We start from the raw sequence: 23,215 nt of genomic DNA on the forward strand, positions 1-23,215 counted from the left end.
TTATTCGACGACCCTGTCGATGACCACCTCCACCGGCTCCTCCTCGGGCTCGCCGACCGGCACGGCCTCCCGACGTCCCCAGAGGTCGCCGGGCTGTGGCTCGGCCTGGCCGCTGACCGAGACCCGCACCACCAGCCGGGCCTGGTCGACCTGGGACAGCCGCGCCATGGGGGCCATGGCATCACCGTCGTCGAGGACGAGGGTGGTCGGCAGCTCGCCCACGGTGGTGCGGACCACCGCCAGCGGCGGCAGCTCCCCGGCGGTGTCACGGGCCACCACGAAGACCGTGGCGTCCTCGCCCGCGCGCTCGGCCAGGGCCGGGTCGAGGCTGACCCGCACCCGGATACCCGGCCCCTCGCCGGCGGACTCGGGCGTGATGCCGAGACGCTGCTGGGCCACCCGGATGCCCTCGCGCAGGGCGTCGGCGGAGTCGGGATCGTTCATGCCAGCGATGGCGCGGCGCCAGCGGTCGATGGCCACCTCGTAGTCGCCCTGTTCGAAGGCCTCGATGCCCAGCATGCCGAGGACCGTGGGCTGGCCGGGATCGGCGGCCAGGGCCTCGTCGACCAGCGCCTGGACGTCCTCGGTGAGCTCCCGGCCGGCGGCGAAGTAGCGCAGCTGGGCCAGCTCGGCCAGCAGCCAGGGCTCGCGTCCCTCCAGCTCGAGCAGTCGGGTCAGGGCCGCATCGGCCTCGGCGGCCCGGCCGCTGTCGCGATAGAGGGGGAACAGCGAGCGCCAGACGTTGGGGTTGTCGGGCTGGCGGGCGGCCTGCTCCTCGAGGCGCTGGATCAGTACCGGCAATGAGGCCTCCGGATCGTTCATGACCGACTGCTGGATCCGATGGATCTCCAGGTCGCCCTCGGCGCCTTCCAGGCGGTACCAGAACACGCTGGCCACCACCAGGGCCACCATCACCACCGGCACCGCGAGCTTGCCCGAGGCGGTCGGCTTGAGGGGCGAACGCGCCTGCGCCGCCGTGTCGTCGAGCAGGCTGCGCTCCAGCTCCAGTCGGTCCTCCTCGAAGCGCGTCGCGTCGATCTCGCCGCGGTCCCGGGCGGCCTCCAGGGAAGCCAGCCGACGCCGATAGACGGCGACGTTCTGCTCGGCGGTGCGGTCGTTGGCCTCGAAATCGGCCTGGGCTCGGCGGACGACGGCGGCACGGCGCAGGGGGGCGACCAGCAGCCACAGCGCCGGCAGCAGCAGGATGGCGAAGGCGAGCCAAAGCAGGGTCATTCGTTCCTCTCAGGGTTGATCAGGGCATCCAGCCGGGCGCGCTCCTCGGCGGTCAACCGCCGGGCCGAGGCACGTCGCCGGGCGCGCACCATGAGGGCCACCACCAGGGCGCCGAGCAGCACCAGGGCCGCGGGCAGCCCCCAGAGCAGCAGGGTGCGTCCCTCCAGGCGAGGGTTGTAGAGCACGTAGTCGCCGAAACGACGCACCATGAAGTCGAGGATCTCCTTGTCGGAGCGGCCGTCCTGGAGCAGCCGGTAGACCCGGTCGCGCATGTCGCCGGCGATGGGCGAATCGGAGTCGCCGATGGCCTGGTTCTGGCACTTGGGACAGCGCAGGGTGGCGGTCAGCGACTGGTAGCGCTGCTCGAGGACCGGATCCTCGAACCGGCGCACCTCGATGCCGCCCGCCTGGGCGAGCAGCGGCAGCAGCACCAGCATGGCCAGCAGGGGCCGGATCAGTCGCGCCATCTTTCCACCTCCGGCAGGATCACCTCACGCACGTCCTCCGGCTTGATGTAGCCGGTATGGTGATAACGGATCACGCCCTCCGCGTCGACCAGGAAGGTCTCGGGGGCGCCGTAGACGCCGAGCTCGAACCCCAGGTCGCCGTCGGGATCGAAGACGTTGACCTCGAAGGGGTTGCCGAACTCCGCCAGAAAGGCTCGGCCCTTCTCCCGGGTGTCCTTGTAGTCCACCCCCACCAGGCGCACGCCCCGCTCGGCGAGGTCCAGCAGCTGGGGCATTTCCTGCTTGCAGGTCGGGCACCACTCCCCCCAGACGTTGACCAGGGTGACCTCGCCCCGGAGCAAAGACTCGTCCACGGTGCGCGACGGATCCTCCAGGGTGGTCAGCTCGAAGGCCGGAAAGGGATCGGCCATCAGCGCCGAGTCCCGTTCGAAGGGGTTCATCGACAGGCCCTGGTAGAGGAAGCCTCCCAGCGCCAGGAAGGCCAGAAGCGGCAACAGCAACAGCAGACGGCGCTTCATGCGGTCACCTCCCGGGCGGGGCGTTCCGGGTCCCGGGCGGTGGCCGCGCGCCGGTAGCGGCGATCGACCACCGCCAGGATGCCGCCGGCGGCCATCAGCAGCCCGCCCAGCCACAGCCAGCGAACGAAGGGCTTGTACTGGATGCGCATGGCCCAGCTGCCGTCCTCGAGGTCCTCGCCCATCGCCACGTAGAGGTCGCGGAACAGGCCCGGACGCAGCGCCACGTCGGTCATCGGCATGCCCCGGGCGATATAGAGGCGCTTCTCGGGGGTCATGACGAAGGCGCGGGCATCGTCGCCGCGGCGTACCTCGATATGGGCCGCGTCGGCCACGTAGTTGGGCCCGCGTCGACTGCCCAGTTCGGTCATGGTGAAGGTGTAGCCGGCCACCCTGGCGGTGTCGCCCACCGCCATGCGCACGTTGCGCTCCACGGCGTAGTTGGACACCACGGTGACGCCGACGATGGTCACCGCCAGGCCCAGGTGCCCCACCACCATGCCCCAGTGGGCGAGGGACAGGCGACGCAGGCCGGCCAGGCGACCGTCGCGATGGCGGCTCTTCTCCCAGAGGTCGCGCACCAGCGGCAGCACCACCCACAGGGCCGCCGCCAGGCCCAGCGAGACCTGGAGGTTCCACTCGCCGCCGTAGGCCAGCGGCGCCAGGGCGGCGACGACCAGGGCGACGGCCCCGGCGAGCCAGACCCGACGCAGCAGGGCACGGCCCTCGGTGCGCTTCCAGTGCGCCAGCGGCCCCAGCCCCATGAAGACGCAGAGGATCACGGTCAGCGGCACGAACAGCGCGTTGAAGTAGGGCGGGCCCACGCTGATCTTGCCCAGCCCCAGGGCGTCCAGGATCAACGGATAGACCGTGCCCAGCAGCACGGTGACCGTCATGATCACCAGCAGGATGTTGTTGATCAGCAGCAGGGCATCCCGGGACAGCCAGGTGAAGCCGACCTGGTGGCTGACGCGCGGGGCGCGCAGGGCGAAGAGCAGCAGCGAGGCCCCGACGGTGAGGCCGAGCAGCGCCAGGATGAACAGCCCCCGGGACGGGTCGTTGGCGAAGGCATGCACCGAGGTCAGCACCCCGGAGCGCACCAGGAAGGTGCCCAGCAGCGACAGCGAGAAGGTGGAGATCGCCAGCAGCACCGTCCAGCTCTTGAAGGCGCCGCGCTTCTCGGTGACCGCCAGGGAGTGGATCAGGGCGGTGCCGGCCAGCCAGGGCAGCAGGGAGGCGTTTTCCACCGGGTCCCAGAACCACCAGCCGCCCCAGCCCAGCTCGTAGTAGGCCCACCAGCTCCCCAGGGCGATGCCCACCGAGAGGAAGGCCCAGGCGACGTTGGTCCAGGGGCGGGCCCAGCGGGTCCAGGCGGCATCCAGCCGGCCGCCCAGCAGGGCGGCGATGGCGAAGGCGAAGACCACCGAGAAGCCCACGTACCCCATGTAGAGCATCGGCGGATGGATAATCAGGCCGAAGTCCTGGAGCAGCGGGTTGAGGTCCGCGCCATCGGCCGGGGGGTTGGGCCGCAGCCGGGCGAAGGGGTTGGAGGTGATCAGCACGAAGGCGAGGAAGCCCGTGGAGACCAGCCCCATCACGCCCAGCACCCGGGCCAGCATGTCCCGGGGCAGCTCCCGGGAGAAGCGGCTGACGGCGAAGGTCCAGGCGCCGAGGATCAGGCTCCACAGCAGCACCGACCCCTCGTGGTTGCCCCAGACGGCGCTGGCCTTGTAGTACCAGGGGAGCATGGAGTTGGAGTTGTCCGCCACGGTGGCCACGCTGAAGTCGTCGAGCAGGAAGCTGGCGGTGAGGCAGGCGTAGGCGACCACCAGGAACAGGAACTGGCCGGCGGCCATCGGCCGGGCGTAGGCCATCCACAGCGGCCGGCGCGTGGCCGTCCCGGCCAGCGGCAGGATCGCCTGCACCGTCGCCATCAGCAGGGCGACGATCAGGGCGAAGTGACCGATTTCGGGGATCATCGGGATCAGCATGCGGGCTCCGGATCAGTCCTCGGCGTCGAGACGCTCGGCCACCTCGGCGGCCTGGGCCTGGTAGTCCTCCGGGGAATAGCCGGCCTCTTCCAGGGCCTGGGCCACCTCGGGAGGCATGTAGTTCTCGTCGTGCTTGGCCAGCACCTGGTCGGCCCGCAGCCAGCCCTCGGGCTGCAGCCGGCCGACCACCACCACGCCCTGTCCCTCGCGGAACAGGTCGGGAAGGATACCGCTGTAGCGCACGCTCACGTCCTCGACGTAGTCGGTCACCACGAACTCGACGTCGAGGCTGTCCGGGTCGCGGGCCACCGAGCCTTCCTTGACCATGCCCCCCGCCCGGATCTGGCGCTCGACCGGCGCCTCGCCGCCGGCGATCTGCACCGGGCTGAAGAAGAGGTTGATGTTGCTGCGCAGGGCGTAGAGGGTCAGGCCCACGGCGATGGCGGCGAGGGTGACCAACCCCAGGATCACGAAGAGTTTCTGCTTGCGTTTGGCTCTCATCGGGCGTGTCCCTCGTCGGTTGAAACCCGGGTCGATTCGACCTGGCGTCGCTCGCGGCGCGCCCGGCGGCGGAGCTCGCGGATCACCCGACGGCGCTCGGCCCGGGCGTGCCAGCCGACCCCGAGCAGCAGGGCAGCCGTGGCGCCGTAGGCGGTCCATACATAGGGGGCGTGGCCGCCCATGGCCAGGAAGGCGGAAACGGACTCGAAGGCCATCAGGGTCCCTCCCCGACCAGCTCGCGGACCCAGCGCTTGGAGGACTCGCGGCGCAGGATCTCGCTGCGGGTGCGCATCAGGGTCACGGCGATGAAGAAGCTGTAGAAGCCCAGCACCATCAGCAGCAGCGGCAACCACATCTCCATGGGCATGGCCGGCCGCGAGGTGACCGAGAAGGTGGCCGGCTGGTGCAGGGTGTACCACCACTCCACCGAGTACTTGATGATGGGAATGTTGATCACGCCCACCATGGCCAGCACCGAGGCCGCGCGGGAGGCGCTGTCGCGGCTGGCGAAGGCGCCGCGCAGGGCGATGACCCCCACGTAGAGGAAGAACAGGATCAGCATCGAGGTCAGGCGGGCATCCCACTGCCACCAGGTGCCCCAGGTGGGCACGCCCCAGACGGCCCCGGAGAACAGCGCGACGAAGGTCATGCCCGCCCCCAGCGGGGCCATCACCGCCGCCGCCATGTCGGCGAGCTTGATCTTCCAGACCATGAAGACGAAGCCGGCGGCGGCCATGGCCACGAAGATGGACTGGGCCAGGAAGGCCGCCGGGACATGGACGTAGATGATCCGGAAGCTGTTGCCCTGCTGGTAGTCCGCCGGCGCGAAGGCCAGCCCCCAGACGCCGCCGATCAGGATCAGCGCCACCGCGGCCACCCAGAACCAGGGCATCAGCCGCTCGCTGATGGCGTAGAACCACTTGGGGGAGCCGAGCTTGTGAATGAAGGCCCACATGATGCCGTGTCGATACCTCAACCGTTGATACTGATGCGCAAGGACGCCGCGATGGCCCAGGGCGCGAAGATCATCGCCACCGCCAGGAGGGCGCCGAGAATGGCCAGATGGGCGGAGACCCCGGCCCCCAGGATCGCCGCCTGGACAGCCCCGGCGCCGAAGATCAGCACCGGGATGTAGAGCGGCAGCACCAGCAGCGAGAGCAGCACGCCGCCCCGGGACAGGCCGACGGTGAGCGCCGCGCCGATCGCACCGATCAGGCTCAGGCTGGCGCTGCCCAACGCCAGGGAGAGCGCCAGGACCAGGTAGCTGCCTGCCGGCAGCGCCAGCATGATGCCCAGCACCGGGGCCATCAGCGCCAGCGGCAGCCCGGTGAGCAGCCAGTGCACCGCCACCTTGGCCATTGCCAGGGCCGGCAGCGGCTGGGGCGAGAGCAGCAGCTGCTCCAGGCTGCCGTCCTCGTAGTCGCCCCGGAACAGCCCGTCGAGCGACAGCAGGGCGGCCAGCAGCGCCGCGACCCACAGCAGGCCCGGGGCGATGGTGGCCAGCAGCTCCGGATCCGGCGAGATGCCGATCGGGAACAGCGTGATCACCAGGGCGAAGAACACCAGGGGATTGAGCACCTCGCTGCGCCGGCGCAGCAACAGTACCAGATCCCGCCTCAGGGTCGCCCGGATTGCGACCATGACACCGCCCTCGGGTTCCCCGACCCGCGGCATCCGCCCCCCGTCCTGGGTGGGGCGCGGCTCAGCGCGTGACACCATCACCTCCCTCTCCCAGGCACAGGCGGCGCAGGTTCGCCGAGGGGCGCAAGGCGTGGTGGGTGGTGACCAGCACGCTGCCGCCCCGTCGCGTATGGGCTTCCAGGCGATCCTCCAGGGCGGCGACGCCCTCCCGGTCGATGGCCGTGAAGGGCTCGTCGAGCACCCACAGCGGTCGCGGGGTGAGCTCCAGCCGGGCCAGGGCGACCCGACGCTGCTGCCCGGCCGACAGCTGGGCGGCGGGCACGTCCTCGTAGCCGGCCAGCCCCACCGCCGCCAGGGCCTCGAGACGATCGTCCTCGTTCCCGACGGTGCCGGCCAGGGCCTGGTACCAGGCCAGGTTCTCCAGCGGCGTCAGCGCCGCCTTGACACCCGGCGCATGGCCCAGGTAAAGCAGGTTGGCGAGGAAGTCGCGACGCACCTGGCGTAGCGGCGCCCCGTCCCAGAAGAGCTCACCCTGGTAGTCCGCCAGCTGTCCGGAAAGTATCTTGAGCAGGGTGGTCTTGCCGCTGCCGTTGGGGCCCTCGACGCGCAGGATCTCGCCGGCCTGGATCTCCAGGTCGAGGTCGCGAAACAGCCAGCGGTCGTCCCGCTCACAGGCCAGCCGTCGGGCTTGCAGGCGCAGGCTCAAGGCGCACTCCGGGCAAGGGAATTTGGCCGGGAACTCTACACGGAAAGGGGCGGTATCGCCAGTCGGGCGGGCGCGTCAGGGGGTCGCACGAGCCGTGCCCGCCGAAGGTCGAAGGGCCATCCCTTGCCAGATCTCCCGCCCCTGCTATGCTGGCCATGTACTGTATGTATCGACAGTCCTTGCCGACGGAGGGATGCCGCGCCATGCCGAGCCCCAGCCCACAGTACCTGTTCCGCCAGCCCAACCTGCCCCTGGCCGAGGCCTGGGCCCCCATCGACGTCGCCGCCGACGAGCTGGTCGAGATTCCCCTGCTCGGCCGTGTCGCCGCGGGCATTCCCATCGACGCCTGCATCGATGCGGGCAGCGTCGAGGTGCCGAGTCGCATGGTGCGGCGCAACACCTATGCCCTGCGGGTGTGCGGCGACTCCATGATCGATTGCAACATCTTCGATGGGGATGTGATCATCATCGAACGACGCGAAAGCGCCGAGAACGGCGAGACCGCGGTGGTGATGATCAACGACCAGGAGGTCACCCTGAAGAAGCTCTACATCGAGAAGTCCGGCGTGCGGCTTCAGCCGGCCAACGAGGCCATGCCGCCCATCTACCTGAAGAACAGCGACATCCAGGTGCTGGGCCTGGTGATGGGCGTGGTGCGTCAACCGGACCTGGCCGCCTGATGCGCTACCCCGTCCCCGACCTCGCCGCCGGTGCCCGGCAGGAGACCGAGCTGGAAGTGGAGAAGAGCCGCTTCCTCACCTGGATCTGCCATGCGCCCGATCCGGCCGCCTTCGAGGCACTGCTCGCCGCCGCCCGGGCCGCCCACCCGAACGCCAGCCATCACTGCAGCGCCTTCATCGCGGGCCCGCCCGGCGAGCAGACCGCCATCGGCTTCTCCGACGACGGCGAGCCCGGCGGCACCGCCGGCCGCCCCATGTACCAGGTGCTCGAGGGAGCCGGGCTCGGCCAGGTGGGCTGTGTGGTGACCCGCTACTTCGGCGGCACCAAGCTCGGCACCGGCGGCCTGGCCCGCGCCTACGCCCAGGCGGTGAGCGATGCCCTGGACGTCCTGCCGCGCCGCGAGGTCACCGAACGGGATCCCTTGCGCCTGCGGGTCGACTTTGCCGGGGAGGCCCCGGTCCGGGCCTGGTGCGCCGAGCAGGACATTCCGGTGGAGGCCGCCGACTATGGCGCCGAGGGCGTGGTGCTCACCCTGGGGTGGCCGCGGGACCAGGAACGGGATCTCTCCCCGCTCTCGGTCCGCCTCAAGGGTCGCCTGACCCCCCTCGACCCCGACGCCGCCTGAGGCCGCCGGCCCGGGCCCGCCCGGCGACGCCCCAACGACGAACGGCGCCCCGAGGGGCGCCGTTGGCAGGACGGTGAGAGCGACCGTTCAGCCGAGGTACTTGATCATCACGCCCGCGGCCACCGCCGAGCCGATCACGCCGGCCACGTTGGGCCCCATGGCGTGCATCAGCAGGAAGTTGTGGGGATTGGACTCCAGCCCCACCTTGTTGGACACCCGGGCCGCCATGGGCACCGCCGAGACCCCGGCGGACCCGATCAGCGGATTGATGGGCATGCGGCTCACCGCATTGAGCAGTTTCGCCATGAGCACGCCGCAGGCGGTGCCGATGGCGAAGGCCACCATGCCCAGCCCCAGGATGCCCAGGGTCTCTACCGCCAGGAAGCGATCGGCCATCAGCTTGGAGCCCACCGAGAGGCCCAGGAAGATGGTCACGGTGTTGATCAGCGCATGCTGGGCGGTGTCGGAGAGCCGCTCCACCACGCCGCACTCGCGCATCAGGTTGCCGAAGCAGAACATCCCCAGCAGCGGCGCGGCATCCGGCAGGAAGAGTACCACCAGGATCAGCAGGCTGAGCGGGAAGACGATCTTCTCCAGCTTGGACACCGGCCGCAGCTGGGTCATGGCGATCTCGCGCTCCTGCTTGGAGGTCAACGCCCGCATGATCGGCGGCTGGATCAGCGGCACCAGGGCCATGTAGGAATAGGACGCCACGGCGATCGCCCCCAGCAGCTCCGGCGCCAGGATGCTCGACACGTAGATCGAGGTCGGGCCGTCGGCGCCGCCGATGATGCCGATGGCGGCGGCCTGGTTGAGCGAGAAGTCCATCCAGCCCATGGCCGACATGCCCACCGCCCCGAGCAGGGTGGCGAAGATGCCGAACTGGGCGGCCGCGCCCAGGAAGAGGGTGCGCGGGTTGGCCAGCAGCGGCCCGAAGTCGGTCATCGCCCCCACGCCCATGAAGATCACCAGCGGCGCGATGCCGGAGGCGATGGCCACGCTGTAGAAGTGGTAGAGCATGCCATGGGCATAGCCCGCGTCCATGGCGGCGTCGTTGGCGGCGCGGATCAGCTCCGGCGAGGCATCGCCGTGCAGCAACTCGGACAGCCCATGGCGCCAGGCCTCGACCCCGGCGCCGGGCTCCAGGCTCAGCTGCAGGGCTTCGGCCATCCGCTCGAGCACCTCGGGCCGGGCCAGGTGGGCCGCCTGCTCCTCGGCGGTCAGCGCCAGCCCCGCCTCGGGGATGTTGGCGAGGATGCCGCCGAAGCCGATCGGCACCAGCAGCAAGGGCTCGAACTTCTTGGCGATGGCCAGCCACAGCAGCAGCAGCCCCACCACGATCATCACGGCCTGGCCGGGGCTCAGGTTGTAGAGCCCCGAACCGGTCCACAGGGTCAGTATCTTCTCCATCATGTGCAGCCCCTCAGAGCACGACGAGGGCGTCGCCCACGGCCACGCTGTCGCCTTCGCTGACCTTGACGGCGGAGACGGTGCCGGCGCTGGCCGCACGGACCTCGGTCTCCATCTTCATCGCCTCGAGGATGATCACCACGTCGCCCTCGGCCACGCTGTCCCCCGGGCTGACGTTGACCTTGAAGATGTTGCCGGCCAGGGGCGCGCTGATGGTCTCCCCCGTGGACTCGGCCGGCGCCGGCTGGGCCGGGGCCGGGGCGGCACCCTGCTCCTGCACCCGGTCGATCTCGCCGCCCTCGGCGACCTCGACCACGTACTGCTTGCCGTTGACGGTGATGGTGTAGGTCTCCGGGCCGGCGGGCGCCGCCGAAGGCGCCTTGGCCGGAGCCTGGGGCGCGTGGGCCTCGGGGGCCTGGGGCGCCGGCTCGAAGGCATCGGGGTTGTCGCGGTTCTTGAGGAACTTCAGGCCGATCTGCGGGAAGAGCGCATAGGTCAGGACGTCGTCGATCTCGCGCTCGCCCTCGGCCAGGCGGATCCCCTCCTCGCGGGCCTTGGTGCGCAGCTCCTCGCGCAGGCGATCCATCTCCGGCTCGAGCCGGTCCGCCGGACGGCAGGTGATCGGTTCGCCGCCCTCCAGCACGCGGGCCTGGAGCTCGGCGTTGAAGGCGGCCGGGGCCGCACCGTATTCGCCCTTGAGCAGCGCCTGCACCTCCTTGGAGATGGACTTGTAGCGCTCGCCCATCATCACGTTCATCACCGCCTGGGTGCCGACGATCTGCGAGGTCGGGGTGACCAGGGGGATGTAGCCCAGGTCCTCGCGCACCCGCGGGATCTCCTTGAGCACGTCGTCGAGGCGGTCACCGGCGCCCTGCTCCTTGAGCTGGTTCTCCATGTTGGTGAGCATGCCGCCCGGCACCTGGGCCACCAGGATGCGCGAGTCGATGCCCTTGAGCGACCCCTCGAAGGCGGCGTACTTCTTGCGCACCTCGCGGAAGTAGGCGGCGATGTCCTCGAGCGCCTCGAGGTCCAGGCCGGTGTCGCGCTCGGTCTCCTGGAGCATGGCCACCACCGACTCGGTGGGGCTGTGGCCGTAGGTCATGGACATCGAGGAAATGGCGGTGTCGACGTTGTCGATGCCGGCCTCCACGGCCTTGAGCGCGGTGGCCGTGGACAGCCCGGTGGTGGCGTGGCACTGCATGTGGATGGGAATGTCCAGCGTAGCCTTCAGCCGCGAGACCAGCTCATAGGCGTCGTAGGGCTTGAGCAGCCCCGCCATGTCCTTGATCGCCAGGGAATCGGCCCCCATGTCGGCGATGGACCTGGCGAGCTCCACCCAGCTGTCCAGGGTGTGCACCGGGCTCAGGGTGTAGGAGATGGTGCCCTGGGCGTGCCCCTCGTTGGCGCGCACCGCCTGGATGGCTCGCTCCAGGTTGCGCGGGTCGTTCATGGCGTCGAAGACGCGGAAGACGTCGACGCCGTTGGTCCGGGCGCGCTCGACGAAGCGGTCGACCACGTCGTCGGCGTAGTGGCGGTAGCCGAGCAGGTTCTGGGCGCGCAGCAGCATCTGCTGAGGGGTATTGGGCATGGCTTCCTTCAACGCCCGTATCCGCTCCCACGGATCCTCGCCGAGATAGCGGATACAGGCGTCGAAGGTGGCCCCGCCCCAGGACTCCAGCGACCAGAAGCCGACACGATCGAGCTTCTCGGCGATCGGCAGCATGTCGTCGAGGCGCATGCGGGTGGCGAACAGCGACTGGTGGGCGTCACGCAGCACCACGTCGGTGATGCCCAGGGGGCGAGCGTTCTCGGTCATGAACGGTTCCTTATCGTTGTAGATGAAAGGGGAGGCGAAGACATCGGGCGGGGCTCAGCGACGGTGCTCGCGGCGGTAGCGATGCACCGCGGCGCTCAGCACGGCCATGAGCTCGTCGTCGCGTGCCGGGGCCACGCGGCCGGGACGGGGGTTGGCCGCCCCCGGTGCCGGCTCGGGGAAGAAGCGCCCGAGGGCCTTGGACATCAGGGTGGTGGTGATGACCAGCACGGTAAGAAAAACAAACACGAACCCCATGCCGAGCCCCATGAGGGCGAACCCCTCATGCAATAACTGTGTATCCTGCATGCAGAAAAACCTCCTGGAGTACGCGGCCACCTTGCACGGAAATCACGTGATCGAGATGACTTGCGCATGAATGCTGATCGTATAAGCTGCCACACTCCCTCAGGAACGCAATGGCGCCATGGTGGAAGTCAAAGTTGTTAATTTACTACATGAGGGCCGGATCGGCCTAGCCCCCATGGAAGGCGTGATCGACGCCGTGAGCCGCGACCTGCTGACGCGCACCGCCGGCTTCGACTGGACGGTGACCGAATTCGTGCGGGTCGTCGACACCCGCCTGCCGCCGCGAGTCTTCCATCGCCACTGCCCGGAACTGCTCGGCGAGCGCCCGACCACTCCGACCGGCCAACCGGTCCACCTGCAGCTGCTGGGCTCGGATCCGAAGGCCCTGGCCGACAACGCCCGCCAGGCGCTGTCGCTTGGCGCCACCAGCCTCGACCTCAACTTCGGCTGCCCTGCGAAGCTGGTCAACCGCCATGACGGTGGCGCCTCCATGCTGCGCGACCCCCAGCGGGTCCGCACCGCCGTGGCCGCCGTCCATGAGGCCGTGGGCGACACCATCCCGGTGACCGCCAAGGTCCGGCTGGGCTTCGCCGACCGCCGCCTGGCGCTGGCCTGCGCCCAGGCCGCCGAGGACGGCGGCGCCCGACAGCTGGTGGTGCACGGACGCACCCGCAACGAGGGCTATCGCCCTCCGGCGCACTGGGAATGGATCGGCCGGATCCGCCGCCGCCTGTCGATCCCGGTGATCGCCAATGGCGACATCTGGACCCTCGAGGACTACTGGAAGGCCCGCACCCTGTCCGGCTGCCGCGACGTCATGCTCGGCCGCGGTGCGCTCGCCGATCCCGGCCTGGCGCCGCGCATCCGCCACTGGCAGGCCACCGGCGAGCGCCTGGCGCCGACGCCCTGGGAACAACGGGCCGGGATACTCGCCGCCTATGCTGCGATGCAGCGTACCACACTCCCGGACAAGATCGTCACTTCCCTGCTCAAGCAATGGCTGAATCACATGCGCAGCCGGGATGCCGAAGCCGCACGGCGCTTCCAGGCCCTGCGGCGAGTCACCGACCTGGATGCCTTCCTGGAGGGCCTGCAGCGCCCCGCCCACCCCCATGCCGGCACCCCGGCCTGAGAACCATCATCGGGCTCGGGACGGGGCCTGCCCGCTCCACGGCAATCCGCAAAGACAAAAAAAATGGGCGCACGTCGCGGTGCGACGGCGCCCAAAACGATCGCGGACCCCGGCCCCTCTGTGGGCACGACGGTCCGGCTAGCGAGAAGAATCGACGGCTGAAAAGCAGAAGACCCGCCCTCACGAGGAGGACGGGTCGAAATCTGGCGCGCCCGGGAGGATTCGAACCTCCGACCACCTGATTCGTAGTCAGGTACTCTATCCAGCTGAGCTACGGGCGCTGACGGCAATGAACGCGTTCATCGCGGGGGCAATCGCGCGTCGAGACGCGGGATGCCTGACGGGAGAAGATGGCGCGCCCGGGAGGATTCGAACCTCCGACCACCTGATTCGTAGTCAGGTACTCTATCCAGCTGAGCTACGGGCGCAAACCTTCTACCATGCCGGCTTGGCGGAGAGGGAGGGATTCGAACCCTCGAAGAGGCTATAAACCCCTTACTCCCTTAGCAGGGGAGCGCCTTCAGCCACTCGGCCACCTCTCCCTCATCGGCACGGTGCGTATCCTACCGATTTGCCAGGGCATTGTCCAGCACCGCAGGCAATTTTTCTCGCGCGATGCGAGCGGCGAGGCTCAAAGCCCCGGTTCGCCATCATCGGCATCCGCATCGGTCTTCTCGCGCTGGATACGCTGGTAGATTTCCTCGCGATGCACGGCAACGTCCTTGGGGGCGTTGACGCCGATGCGGACCTGATTGCCCTTGACGCCCAGGACGGTGACGGTGATGTCGTCCCCGATCATCAGGGTTTCGCCGACACGGCGGGTCAGGATGAGCATGACTGATCTCCTTCTCAGACGTCTGACTACGGGATGCTCGTCTACCTCAGGCCGCGACGGCGGGCGCCGCGCCTGGCTTCTGGCGCCGACCATGACATCGCATGGGCTCGTTGAAAGGAAGCCCGGTCACGGCGAGCCAGGACTTCCTTACAAGCGTAGAAGCTGACGGCGGGATCCGGCGCCTTATTCGCTTTCGATGTCGTCCTTGTCGAGACCGAAGGCCTGGTGCAGGGCACGCACGGCCAGCTCCATGTGCTTCTCGTCGACGACCACCGAGATCTTGATCTCGGACGTGGAGACCATGCGGATGTTGATGTTCTCCTCGGCGAGCACGCGGAACATCTTGGACGCCACGCCGGCGTGGGAGCGCATGCCGACGCCGACCAGCGAGACCTTGGCGATCTTGTCGTCACCCTTGACCTCGCCCTCGCCCAGGGCGGGCAGCACCTGCTCCTCGAGGATGCGCAGGGTCTGCTTGTAGTCGCCCTTGGCGACGGTGAAGGTGAAGTCGGTGTAGTCGCCGGCCGGCGCCACGTTCTGCACGATCATGTCGATCTCGATGTTGGCATCGGCGATCGGCCCCAGGATGCGCGAGGCCACGCCCGGCACGTCGGGGGTGTTGAGCAGGGTCAGCTTGGCCTCGTTGGCGGTGAAGGCGATACCGGAGATCAGCGGTTCTTCCATGGAGTCCTCGTCTTTGTCGGAGTCTGCAACGATCAGGGTGCCGGGGCCGTCCTCGAAACTGGACAGCACGCGCAGCGGCACGTTGTACTTGCCGGCGAATTCGACGGCGCGAATCTGCAGGACCTTGGAGCCGAGGCTGGCGAGTTCCAGCATCTCCTCCACGGTGATGGTGTCCAGGCGCTGGGCCCGGGAGCAGACCCGCGGGTCGGTGGTGTAGACGCCGTCGACGTCGGTGTAGATCTGGCACTCGTCGGCCTTCAGGGCCGCGGCCAGGGCCACCCCGGTGGTGTCGGAGCCGCCGCGGCCGAGGGTGGTGATGTTGCCTTCCTCGTCGACGCCCTGGAAGCCGGCGACCACCGCCACCTGGCCGTCGTCCAGGTCCTGGCGCATGTCCTCGGTCTCGATGCGCTGGATACGCGCCTTGGTGTGGGCGCTGTCGGTCATGATGCCGACCTGGGAGCCGGTGTAGGAGGTGGCCGGCACGCCCAGCTTGTGCAGGGCCATGGTCAGCAGCGAGATGGTGACCTGCTCGCCGGTGGAGACCAGCATGTCCATCTCCCGCGGCGTGGGCTCGTCGTTGATCTCGTTGGCCAGGCCGATCAGGCGGTTGGTCTCGCCGCTCATGGCGGAGACCACGACCACGACCTGATGGCCGGCGTCACGGAAGCCCTTGACCTTCTCGGCCACGGCCTTGATGCGCTCCACTGAGCCCACCGAGGTGCCGCCGAACTTCTGTACGTATAGTGCCATGTGTCGATGTCCCTCGTGTCGGGTTAGCGTTCGAATGAGTGAAAGGTGATGGAGGCCGGATACACGAGGGGCCGAAGGCAGCGTCGCCTTCGGCCCCTCGCGGACTAGAGCTTCTTCTCGACCCACACCGGGACGCTTTCCAGCGCCCCCGGCAGGGCCGCGGCGTCACTGCCGCCGGCCTGGGCCATGTCCGGTCGCCCGCCGCCCTTGCCGCCGACCTGGGCGGCGACATGGTTGACCAGCTCGCCGGCCTTGACCCGGCCGGTGAGATCCTCGGTGACCCCGGCGATCAGGCTGACCTTGCCGGCGCCCTCGTCGGCCACGCCGAGCACCACGATGCCGGAGCCCAGCTTGTTCTTGAGCTGGTCGAGCATGCCGCGCAGCTCCTTGCCGGACACGCCCTCCAGCCGCTTGGCCAGGACCTTCACGCCCTTGATCTCGCGGGCCTCGTTGACCATGTCGCTGCCGGCGGCGCTGGCCAGCTTGGCCTTGAGCCGCTCGAGCTCCTTCTCCAGGCTGCGGCTGCGCTCGACCAGCGCCTCGACGCGCTCCTCGACCTGCTCGGGCTTGGCCTTGAGGCGCTCGCCGAGGCGGGCCACCCGGGCCTCCTGCTCACGGAAGTAGGCCAGCGCCCCCTCGCCGGTGATGGCCTCGATGCGCCGTACGCCGGAGGCGATGCCGGCCTCGCTGACGATGTGGAAACAGCCGATGTCGCCGCTGCGGGCCACGTGGGTGCCCCCGCACAGCTCGACGGAAAAGCCGTCGGCGCCGATGGTCAGCACCCGCACGTCCTCGGCGTACTTGGCCTCGAACAGCGCCGCGGCGCCCTTCGCCTTGGCCTCGTCCAGGGTCATGTGCTCGATGCGGGTCTCGGCGTTGGCCAGGACCTGCTCGTTGACCAGGCGCTCCACCTCGGCCAGCTGCTCGGCGGTCATCGGCTCGAAGTGGCTGAAGTCGAAGCGCAGGCGCTCCGGCGTGACCAGGGACCCCTTCTGCTGGACGTGATCGCCCAGCACCAGGCGCAACGCCTGGTGCAGCAGGTGGGTGGCGGAGTGGTTGCGCACCGTGGCCGCCCGCAGGGTCGGGTCGACCCTGGGGGTCACCTTGGCGCCGACCTCGAGCTCGCCCTCCAGCAGCACGCCGTGATGGAGGTGATGACCGCCCTGCTTCTGGGTGTCGGTGACCAGGAAGCGGCCGCCGTCGAGCTCCAGGTAGCCGGTGTCGCCCACCTGGCCGCCGGACTCGGCGTAGAAGGGGGTGCGATCCAGCACCACCAGGCCGCGCTGCTCCGGCAGCAGCCTGGCCAGGCCATTGCCCTCCTGATCGATGAGGGAGAGCACGGTAGCCCGGTCCTCCAGGCGCTCGTAGCCGGTGAAGTCGGTCTCGCCCTCGAGGTCGAGGGCCGCGCCGTAGTCGGCGCCGAACTGGCTGGCGGCGCGGGCGCGCTCGCGCTGGGCCTCGAGCTCGCGCTCGAAGCCGGCCTCGTCCAGGGCGACGCCTCGCTCGCGGCAGACGTCGGCGGTCAGGTCATAGGGGAAGCCGTAGGTGTCGTAGAGCTTGAACACCGTCTCGCCGGGCAGGGTGTCGCCCTCCAGGGCCTGCAGCGCCTCCTCGAGCAGCCCCATGCCGTGATCCAGGGTGCGGGCGAACTGCTCCTCTTCCTTGTGCAACACCCGCTCGATCTGGTGACGGGCCTCGCGCAGCTCCGGGTAGGCCTCGCCCATGACGGCGTCGAGCGCGCCCACCAGCTTGTGGAAGAAGTCGCCCTTGGCGCCCAGCTTGTGGCCATGGCGGATGGCACGCCGGATGATCCGGCGCAGCACGTAGCCGCGCCCCTCGTTGGAGGGCAGCACGCCGTCGGCGATCAGGAAGGCGCAGGAGCGGATGTGGTCGGCGATCACCCGCAGCGAGGGCGTGGTGGTGTCGTCGTGGCCGGTGGCCCGGGCCGCGGCCTCGAGCAGGTACTGGAAGAGGTCGATCTCGTAGTTGGAGTGCACCCCCTGCATCACCGCGGCGATGCGCTCCAGGCCCATGCCGGTGTCGATCGACGGCTTGGGCAGCGGATGCATCTCGCCGGAGGCGTCCCGGTCGTACTGCATGAAGACCAGGTTCCAGATCTCGATGTAGCGATCGCCGTCCTCCTCGGGACTGCCGGGAGGCCCGCCCCAGACCTCGGGCCCGTGATCGTAGAAGATCTCCGAACTCGGCCCGCAGGGGCCGGTGTCGCCCATCTGCCAGAAGTTGTCCTCGTCGAGCTTGGAGAAGCGCGCGGGATCGACGCCGATCTCGTCCTTCCAGATGCGCTCGGCCTCGTCGTCGCTGACGTGGACGGTCACCCAGAGCTTCTCGCGGGGCAGCCCCAGCACCTCGGTGAGGAAGGTCCAGGCGAAGCGGATGGCATCACGCTTGAAGTAGTCGCCGAAGCTGAAGTTGCCCAGCATCTCGAAGAAGGTGTGGTGCCGGGCGGTGTAACCGACGTTGTCCAGGTCGTTGTGCTTGCCGCCGGCGCGCACGCAGCGCTGGGCCGAGGTGGCGCGGACATAGGGCCGCGGATCCCGTCCCAGGAAGACGTCCTTGAACGGCACCATCCCGGCGTTGGTGAACAGCAGGGTCGGGTCGTTGCCCGGCACCAGGGAGCTGGAGGGCACGATGGTGTGTCCCTGCTCCTCGAAGTAACTCAGAAAGGCCTGTCTGATGTCTGCGCTTTTCATGGGGTATCCGTGGCGATAGGCATGGTGGCCCGCTGGGCGGGCGTTGCAGCCTCATCGGACTGCCACCCGGGGCGTTCGCAAAGGGGCCTATTATAGCGCAGTCGTCAAGCGACTAAAGGGCGGGGGGGATCAGGCGTCGTCCCAGGCATGCGCCAGGGCGTGCCTGAGCTGGTCGAAATCGAAGCCGCGACCGGCCAGGAAACGCTCGCGGCGGGCGCGCTCCCGGGGGCCGGCGGCGGGGCCGGCGAAGCGTCGGGCCAGCGCCTCGGCGGCCAGGGCGAACCAGTCAACCTCCTCCTGGGCCTCGTCGAAGGCCGCCCGGGCGGTGGCATCGTCGATGCCGCGCCGGGACAGCTCGGCGCGGATGCGCACCGGTCCCTGCCCCCGGGCGATCCGGGCCCTCAGGAAGCTCTCGGCGAAGCGGGCATCGGACTGCAGACCCTGCTCGGCCAGCTCCGTCAGGCAGGCCTCGATCGCCGCGGACTCGTGCCCCTTGGCGGCGAGCCGGTCGCGCAGCTCGGCCCGGGCGTATTCGCGCCGGGCCAGCAGGCGAATGGCGTCCTCGCGAGGCGTCGTGTCGGGCTCGCGCATGGCCTAGAGCAGGTCGTCGCCGGCGTCGGCCTGACCGGCCTCCGCCTCGACCTCCTCCTTGGGCTCGGGGGTGGCCAGCAGCTGGGCCCGGATCTGGCTCTCGATCTCCTCCATCACCGTCGGGTTGTCCTCGAGGAACTGGGCGGCGTTGGCCTTGCCCTGGCCGATCTTGTTGCCCTGGTAGCTGTACCAGGCACCGGCCTTGTCGACCAGGCCGCACTGCACGCCCAGGTCGACGACCTCGCCGGCGTGGTAGATGCCCTTGCCGTAGAGGATCTGGAACTCCGCCTGGCGGAAGGGCGGGGAGACCTTGTTCTTGACCACCTTGACCCGGGTCTCGTTGCCGACGACCTCGTCGCCCTGCTTCACCGAGCCGGTACGGCGGATGTCCAGTCGCACGCTGGAGTAGAACTTCAGGGCGTTGCCGCCGGTGGTGGTCTCGGGGCTGCCGAACATCACGCCGATCTTCATGCGGATCTGGTTGATGAACACCACCATGCAGTTGGCGTTCTTGATGTGGCCGGTGATCTTGCGCAGCGCCTGGGACATCAGCCGGGCCTGGAGGCCGACGTGGGAGTCGCCCATCTCGCCCTCGATCTCGGCCCGCGGCGTCAAGGCCGCCACCGAGTCGATGATGATGACGTCGACGCCGCCGGAGCGCACCAGCATGTCGCAGATCTCGAGGGCCTGTTCGCCGGTATCGGGCTGGGAGACCAGCAGGTCGTCGAGGTTGACGCCGAGCTTCTCGGCGTAGCTCGGATCCAGGGCGTGCTCGGCGTCGATGAAGGCGCAGGTCTTGCCCTGCTTCTGGGCCTGGGCGATCACCGACAGGGTCAGGGTGGTCTTGCCCGAGGACTCGGGGCCGAAGATCTCCACCACACGACCGTAGGGCAGGCCGCCGATGCCCAGCGCGACGTCCAGGCCCAGGGAGCCGGTGGACACCGACGGCATCACCACGCGCGGGGCATCGCCCAGGCGCATCACGGTGCCCTTGCCGAACTGGCGCTCGATCTGGGAAAGCGCGGCGTTGAGCGCTTTGGAACGGTTGTCGTCCTGAGCCATGAGGGTCTCCTAAGCGGTCGCCGTGGCGCACGGCGTTGACGATGCAGAAATGGAAATGACGGGCCGCTGGGCCCGACCGAAAGCACTGTATGACTGCACAGTAGTATGACGAAAAAGGCGGCGCTCGACCAGCCTTCTGCCGGACGCTCAGTCGCGTTTCTCCAATTGGGCGATCAGCCCCTCCAGGGCGGCGATCACCGCCTGCTCGCGCACCGCCCGGCGGTCGCCGGGAAAGTGGCGGCACTCGCTGCGGACCCGATCCGGCCCGCTCCAGGCCAGCCAGACCGTGCCCACCGGCTTGTCGGGGCTGCCGCCGCCGGGGCCGGCCACGCCGCTGATGGCCACGGCCAGGTCGGCACCACTGTCGCGGCAGGCGCCGGTCACCATGGCCTCCACCACCCCGCGACTGACCGCGCCGTGCTCGGCGATCAGCGCCTCGGGTACCCCCAGCAGGCGCGTCTTGGCCTCATTGGCGTAGGTGACGTAGCCGGTCCCGAAGTAGTCCGAGCTGCCGGCGACCTCGGTGATGGCGCTGGCCACCCCGCCGCCGGTGCAGGACTCGGCGGCGGTCACGGTGACGCCCCGGGCCCGGCATCGCTCGCCGAGCGTCTCGGCGAGGCGATAGGTTTCGGGCGATACGGACATCGGCTTCCCTCCAAGTTCTCGCATCCAAGCGATCGCCGCACAGCATGATGCGCGGGCACCGGGGACAGGTCGTAGAGGAAAGGCGGTAGACCTGTCGACGGATCAGCCCGCGCTAACACCGTCAGCGGCCCTGAGGATATCTCGACGACCCTGACGCCGGCCGTCCTTGGGCGTAGAATACTGGCTTTGTCCGCGATATGCATGGCGTGCAAGACGCCATCCCGAGTCCTCGTTCTTCACCGTCATCCCAGCCAGTCAAGGAAGCCCATGTCACAGGCCAGCGCCAAGCAGCATACGCCGATGATGGCCCAGTACCTGAAGATCAAGCGCGAGCACCCCGAGGTGCTGCTCTTCTACCGCATGGGAGACTTCTACGAGCTGTTCTTCGAAGACGCCAAGCGCGCCGCGGCCCTGCTCGACATCACCCTGACCCAGCGGGGACAGTCGGCGGGCCAGCCGATCCCCATGGCCGGGGTGCCCTATCACAGCGCCGAGGGCTACCTGGCCCGCCTGGTCGCCGCCGGCGAGTCGGTGGCCATCTGCGAGCAGATGGGCGATCCGGCCGCCGCCAAGGGGCCGGTGGAGCGCAAGGTGGTGCGCATCGTCACCCCCGGCACCCTCTACGACGAGGCCCTGCTCGACGCCCGCCGCGACAACCTCCTGGTCGCCCTGCATCCGGCCGGGGAGCGCTGGGGCCTGGCCTGGCTGGAGTTGTCCAGCGGCCGCTTCAGCGTGCTCGAGGTGGAAGGCGAGAGCGAGGCCCTGGCCGAGCTGACCCGCCTCGATCCGGCGGAACTGCTGATCCCCGACAGCCTCGCCCTGCCCCCGGCCCTGGCGGAGCGTCGCGGCCTGCGCCGCCAGAGCGACTGGCTGTTCGACCTGGAGTCGGCCACCCGCACCCTGTGCGATCAGTTCGCCGTCGCCGACCTGCGAGGCTTCGGCTGCGCCCACCTGGAGGCGGCCATCACGGCCGCCGGGGTGCTGGTCGACTACGCCAGGGACACCCAGCGCTCGCGCCTGCCCCACGTGACCGCCATCGGCGTGGAGAATCGCGACGACGCCGTGGTGATCGACGCCGCCAGCCGGCGTAACCTGGAGATTGACGTCAACCTGGGCGGCGGCGTCGACAACACCCTGGCCAGCGTGCTCGACACCGCGGCCACTGCCATGGGCTCGCGGCTGCTCAAGCGCTGGCTCAATCGCCCGCTGCGCGACCGCGACCGGGTCGGCGCCCGCCAGGCCGCCGTGGCCGCCCTGCTCGACCGCGACGGCTTCGAGCCGCTGCGGGAGACGCTCAAGGCCATCGGCGACGTGGAACGCATCCTCGCCCGGGTGGCGTTGTACAGCGCGCGTCCCCGGGACCTGGCCCGGCTGCGGGATGCCCTGGCCGCCCTGCCCGACCTCGAGGCCGAACTGGCCGGCTTTGATGACGGCACCGCCCTGGACGAGCTCAAGCGCCATATCCGCCCCTACCCCGTCCTCGCCGACACCCTGGACCGGGCGCTGGTGGAGAACCCGCCGGTGGTGATCCGTGACGGCGGAGTGATCGCCGAGGGCTTCGATGCCGAGCTCGACGAGCACCGCGGCCTGGCCGAGCATGCCGGCGACTACCTGGTGCGACTGGAGGCCCGGGAGCGCGAACGCACCGGCCTGCCCGGCCTCAAGGTCGGCTACAACCGGGTCCACGGCTACTACATCGAGATTCCCCGCGCCCAGGCCCGGGAGGCCCCGGCAGACTACATCCGCCGCCAGACCCTCAAGAACGCCGAGCGCTTCATCATCCCCGAGCTCAAGGAGTTCGAGGACAAGGCGCTGTCGGCCAAGTCCCGTGCCCTGGCCCGGGAGAAGCTGCTCTACGAGAGCCTGCTCGACGATCTCAATGCCGAGCTCGCGCCCCTGCAGGCGACCGGTCGGGCGCTGGCCGCCCTGGACGTGCTGGCCGCGCTCGCCGAGCGCGCCCGGGCGCTGGACTTCGTGCGACCGGCGCTGGCCGAGTCACCCGGGATCGCCATCCGTGGCGGCCGCCACCCGGTGGTCGAGCGGGTCAGCGAGGCGCCCTTCGTGCCCAACGACCTGGTCATGGACGACGAGCGGCGCATGCTGGTGATCACCGGGCCCAACATGGGGGGCAAGTCCACCTACATGCGTCAGGCGGCGCTGATCACCCTGCTCGCCCATACCGGCAGCTTCGTCCCCGCGGACGCCGCCACCATCGGCCCGGTGGATCGGATCTTCACGCGTATCGGCTCCTCGGACGACCTGGCGGGCGGACGCTCCACCTTCATGGTGGAGATGACCGAGACCGCCAACATCCTGCACAACGCCACCGATCACAGCCTGGTGCTGATGGACGAGATCGGCCGCGGCACCAGCACCTTCGACGGCCTCTCGCTGGCCTGGGCCAGCGCCGAGCACCTGACCCGCACCCGCGCCTTCACGCTGTTCGCCACCCATTACTTCGAGATGACCGCCCTGGCCGAGCAGGCCCCGGGGGTGGCCAACGTCCATCTCACGGCGGCGGAGCACAAGGACGGCATCGTCTTCATGCATCGGGTGGAGGATGGCCCGGCCAGTCAGAGCTATGGTCTCCAGGTAGCCCAGCTCGCCGGCGTGCCCCAGGGAGTGATCGCCCGGGCCCGGGAAAAGCTCGCCACCCTGGAGCAGCAGGAGATCGATCAGGGACAGCGCCCCGTCTCCGCCGAACTCGACGGGGCGACGCCTCAGCAGGCCGATCTCTTCGCCAGCGCCCCGCATCCGGTGGTGGAGAGCCTGTCGGGACTGCGGCTGGACGAGGTCACGCCGCGTCAGGCGCTGGAATGGCTGTACCGCTGGCAGGAGAGCCTGTAAGGGCGCGGCTTGCGGGAGACACGGCGGGCCGACTAGAATGGTCCGACAAAGTTCCACATATTATAA

General features: G+C 69.4%; 22 protein-coding genes and 3 tRNA genes. 4 read left to right on the forward strand and 21 right to left on the reverse strand.

Features of this window, described 5'->3' with window-relative positions:
* The 9 genes from ccmI to ccmA are packed head-to-tail and all read right to left on the reverse strand — an operon-like array spanning nucleotide 1 to nucleotide 7,054.
* A complete protein-coding gene (ccmI, locus tag BEI_RS15455) occupies nucleotides 1-1,233 on the reverse strand; it encodes a c-type cytochrome biogenesis protein CcmI (RefSeq protein ID WP_097790358.1) in 1,233 nt (410 codons plus the stop codon).
* Nucleotides 1,230-1,700 carry a cytochrome c-type biogenesis protein gene (locus BEI_RS15460; RefSeq protein WP_097790359.1) on the reverse strand — a complete coding sequence of 157 codons (471 nt, stop codon included), beginning with the start codon at nucleotides 1,698-1,700 and terminating at the stop codon, nucleotides 1,230-1,232. Before BEI_RS15460 ends, ccmI begins: the two co-directional genes overlap by 4 nt.
* Nucleotides 1,688-2,218 (reverse strand): DsbE family thiol:disulfide interchange protein, encoded by a 531-nt coding sequence (locus BEI_RS15465; protein WP_097790360.1) that lies wholly within the window; start codon nucleotides 2,216-2,218, stop codon nucleotides 1,688-1,690. The genes BEI_RS15460 and BEI_RS15465 overlap by 13 nt, the downstream gene beginning before the upstream one ends.
* Complete coding sequence (locus tag BEI_RS15470; RefSeq protein WP_097790361.1) at nucleotides 2,215-4,206, reverse strand: heme lyase CcmF/NrfE family subunit; 1,992 nt, start codon at nucleotides 4,204-4,206, stop codon at nucleotides 2,215-2,217. Before BEI_RS15470 ends, BEI_RS15465 begins: the two co-directional genes overlap by 4 nt.
* 12 nt (nucleotides 4,207-4,218) lie before the next feature.
* The gene (gene ccmE, locus BEI_RS15475) at nucleotides 4,219-4,707 is read right to left on the reverse strand and encodes a cytochrome c maturation protein CcmE (protein WP_097790362.1); all 489 of its coding nucleotides are present in this window, start codon (nucleotides 4,705-4,707) and stop codon (nucleotides 4,219-4,221) included.
* Nucleotides 4,704-4,922 carry a heme exporter protein CcmD gene (gene ccmD, locus BEI_RS15480; protein WP_097790363.1) on the reverse strand — a complete coding sequence of 73 codons (219 nt, stop codon included), beginning with the start codon at nucleotides 4,920-4,922 and terminating at the stop codon, nucleotides 4,704-4,706. Before ccmD ends, ccmE begins: the two co-directional genes overlap by 4 nt.
* Entirely contained in the window at nucleotides 4,922-5,662 is a 741-nt protein-coding gene (locus tag BEI_RS15485; protein WP_097790364.1) for a heme ABC transporter permease, read from the reverse strand. Before BEI_RS15485 ends, ccmD begins: the two co-directional genes overlap by 1 nt.
* Nucleotides 5,663-5,679: 17 nt before the next feature.
* Nucleotides 5,680-6,426 (reverse strand): heme exporter protein CcmB, encoded by a 747-nt coding sequence (gene ccmB, locus BEI_RS15490; RefSeq protein ID WP_379802279.1) that lies wholly within the window; start codon nucleotides 6,424-6,426, stop codon nucleotides 5,680-5,682.
* The gene (ccmA, locus tag BEI_RS15495; RefSeq protein ID WP_097790366.1) at nucleotides 6,410-7,054 is read right to left on the reverse strand and encodes a cytochrome c biogenesis heme-transporting ATPase CcmA; all 645 of its coding nucleotides are present in this window, start codon (nucleotides 7,052-7,054) and stop codon (nucleotides 6,410-6,412) included. Before ccmA ends, ccmB begins: the two co-directional genes overlap by 17 nt.
* A 203-nt stretch (nucleotides 7,055-7,257) precedes the next feature.
* On the opposite strand from ccmA, the gene lexA reads away from it, so the two are divergent.
* Nucleotides 7,258-7,734: a transcriptional repressor LexA gene (gene lexA / locus BEI_RS15500; protein ID WP_097790367.1), complete on the forward strand. Its 477-nt coding sequence runs from the start codon at nucleotides 7,258-7,260 to the stop codon at nucleotides 7,732-7,734.
* Nucleotides 7,734-8,360, forward strand: a complete 627-nt coding sequence (locus tag BEI_RS15505; protein WP_097790368.1) for an IMPACT family protein — start codon at nucleotides 7,734-7,736, stop codon at nucleotides 8,358-8,360. Before lexA ends, BEI_RS15505 begins: the two co-directional genes overlap by 1 nt.
* 87 nt (nucleotides 8,361-8,447) lie before the next feature.
* Here the strand turns inward: BEI_RS15505 and BEI_RS15510 are convergent, their stop codons facing one another.
* From BEI_RS15510 to BEI_RS15520, 3 genes are read right to left on the reverse strand one after another with little or no spacing between them, the layout of a single operon-like run.
* Complete coding sequence (locus BEI_RS15510; protein WP_097791119.1) at nucleotides 8,448-9,770, reverse strand: sodium ion-translocating decarboxylase subunit beta; 1,323 nt, start codon at nucleotides 9,768-9,770, stop codon at nucleotides 8,448-8,450.
* A 13-nt stretch (nucleotides 9,771-9,783) separates the two neighbouring features.
* A complete protein-coding gene (gene oadA, locus BEI_RS15515) occupies nucleotides 9,784-11,586 on the reverse strand; it encodes a sodium-extruding oxaloacetate decarboxylase subunit alpha (RefSeq protein WP_097790369.1) in 1,803 nt (600 codons plus the stop codon).
* Between the two features lie 54 nt (nucleotides 11,587-11,640).
* Nucleotides 11,641-11,892, reverse strand: coding sequence for an OadG family protein (locus BEI_RS15520; protein WP_097790370.1), 252 nt, complete (start codon nucleotides 11,890-11,892; stop codon nucleotides 11,641-11,643).
* A 175-nt stretch (nucleotides 11,893-12,067) separates the two neighbouring features.
* On the opposite strand from BEI_RS15520, the gene BEI_RS15525 reads away from it, so the two are divergent.
* Complete coding sequence (locus BEI_RS15525; protein ID WP_097790371.1) at nucleotides 12,068-13,024, forward strand: tRNA dihydrouridine synthase; 957 nt, start codon at nucleotides 12,068-12,070, stop codon at nucleotides 13,022-13,024.
* 204 nt (nucleotides 13,025-13,228) lie between these two features.
* On the opposite strand, the gene BEI_RS15530 is transcribed toward BEI_RS15525, so the two are convergent.
* The 9 genes from BEI_RS15530 to BEI_RS15570 all read right to left on the reverse strand — a co-directional run bounded on the left by BEI_RS15530 (nucleotide 13,229) and on the right by BEI_RS15570 (nucleotide 20,302).
* Nucleotides 13,229-13,305, reverse strand: a tRNA-Arg gene (locus tag BEI_RS15530).
* Nucleotides 13,306-13,375: 70 nt separating this feature from the next.
* Nucleotides 13,376-13,452, reverse strand: a tRNA-Arg gene (locus BEI_RS15535).
* A 21-nt stretch (nucleotides 13,453-13,473) separates the two neighbouring features.
* Nucleotides 13,474-13,566: transfer RNA gene (locus tag BEI_RS15540), tRNA-Ser, on the reverse strand.
* 89 nt (nucleotides 13,567-13,655) lie between these two features.
* Nucleotides 13,656-13,859 carry a carbon storage regulator CsrA gene (gene csrA, locus BEI_RS15545; RefSeq protein WP_097790372.1) on the reverse strand — a complete coding sequence of 68 codons (204 nt, stop codon included), beginning with the start codon at nucleotides 13,857-13,859 and terminating at the stop codon, nucleotides 13,656-13,658.
* Nucleotides 13,860-14,042: 183 nt separating this feature from the next.
* Complete coding sequence (locus tag BEI_RS15550) at nucleotides 14,043-15,293, reverse strand: aspartate kinase (protein ID WP_097790373.1); 1,251 nt, start codon at nucleotides 15,291-15,293, stop codon at nucleotides 14,043-14,045.
* A 104-nt stretch (nucleotides 15,294-15,397) separates the two neighbouring features.
* On the reverse strand, nucleotides 15,398-18,004 hold the full coding sequence (gene alaS, locus BEI_RS15555) for an alanine--tRNA ligase (RefSeq protein WP_097790374.1): 2,607 nt from the start codon (nucleotides 18,002-18,004) through the stop codon (nucleotides 15,398-15,400).
* Between the two features lie 129 nt (nucleotides 18,005-18,133).
* On the reverse strand, nucleotides 18,134-18,595 hold the full coding sequence (locus tag BEI_RS15560; protein ID WP_097790375.1) for a regulatory protein RecX: 462 nt from the start codon (nucleotides 18,593-18,595) through the stop codon (nucleotides 18,134-18,136).
* Between the two features lie 3 nt (nucleotides 18,596-18,598).
* Nucleotides 18,599-19,657 carry a recombinase RecA gene (recA, locus tag BEI_RS15565; RefSeq protein WP_097790376.1) on the reverse strand — a complete coding sequence of 353 codons (1,059 nt, stop codon included), beginning with the start codon at nucleotides 19,655-19,657 and terminating at the stop codon, nucleotides 18,599-18,601.
* A 147-nt stretch (nucleotides 19,658-19,804) separates the two neighbouring features.
* On the reverse strand, nucleotides 19,805-20,302 hold the full coding sequence (locus tag BEI_RS15570; protein WP_097790377.1) for a CinA family protein: 498 nt from the start codon (nucleotides 20,300-20,302) through the stop codon (nucleotides 19,805-19,807).
* 267 nt (nucleotides 20,303-20,569) lie between these two features.
* Here BEI_RS15570 and mutS point away from each other — a divergent pair, with 267 nt between their 5' ends.
* Nucleotides 20,570-23,149, forward strand: a complete 2,580-nt coding sequence (mutS, locus tag BEI_RS15575) for a DNA mismatch repair protein MutS (RefSeq protein WP_097790378.1) — start codon at nucleotides 20,570-20,572, stop codon at nucleotides 23,147-23,149.
* Nucleotides 23,150-23,215 lie beyond the last annotated feature (66 nt).

Origin of the sequence: Halomonas beimenensis (genome assembly GCF_002549795.1) — a bacterium.
GTDB classification, from domain to species: Bacteria; Pseudomonadota; Gammaproteobacteria; order Pseudomonadales; family Halomonadaceae; genus Halomonas; species Halomonas beimenensis.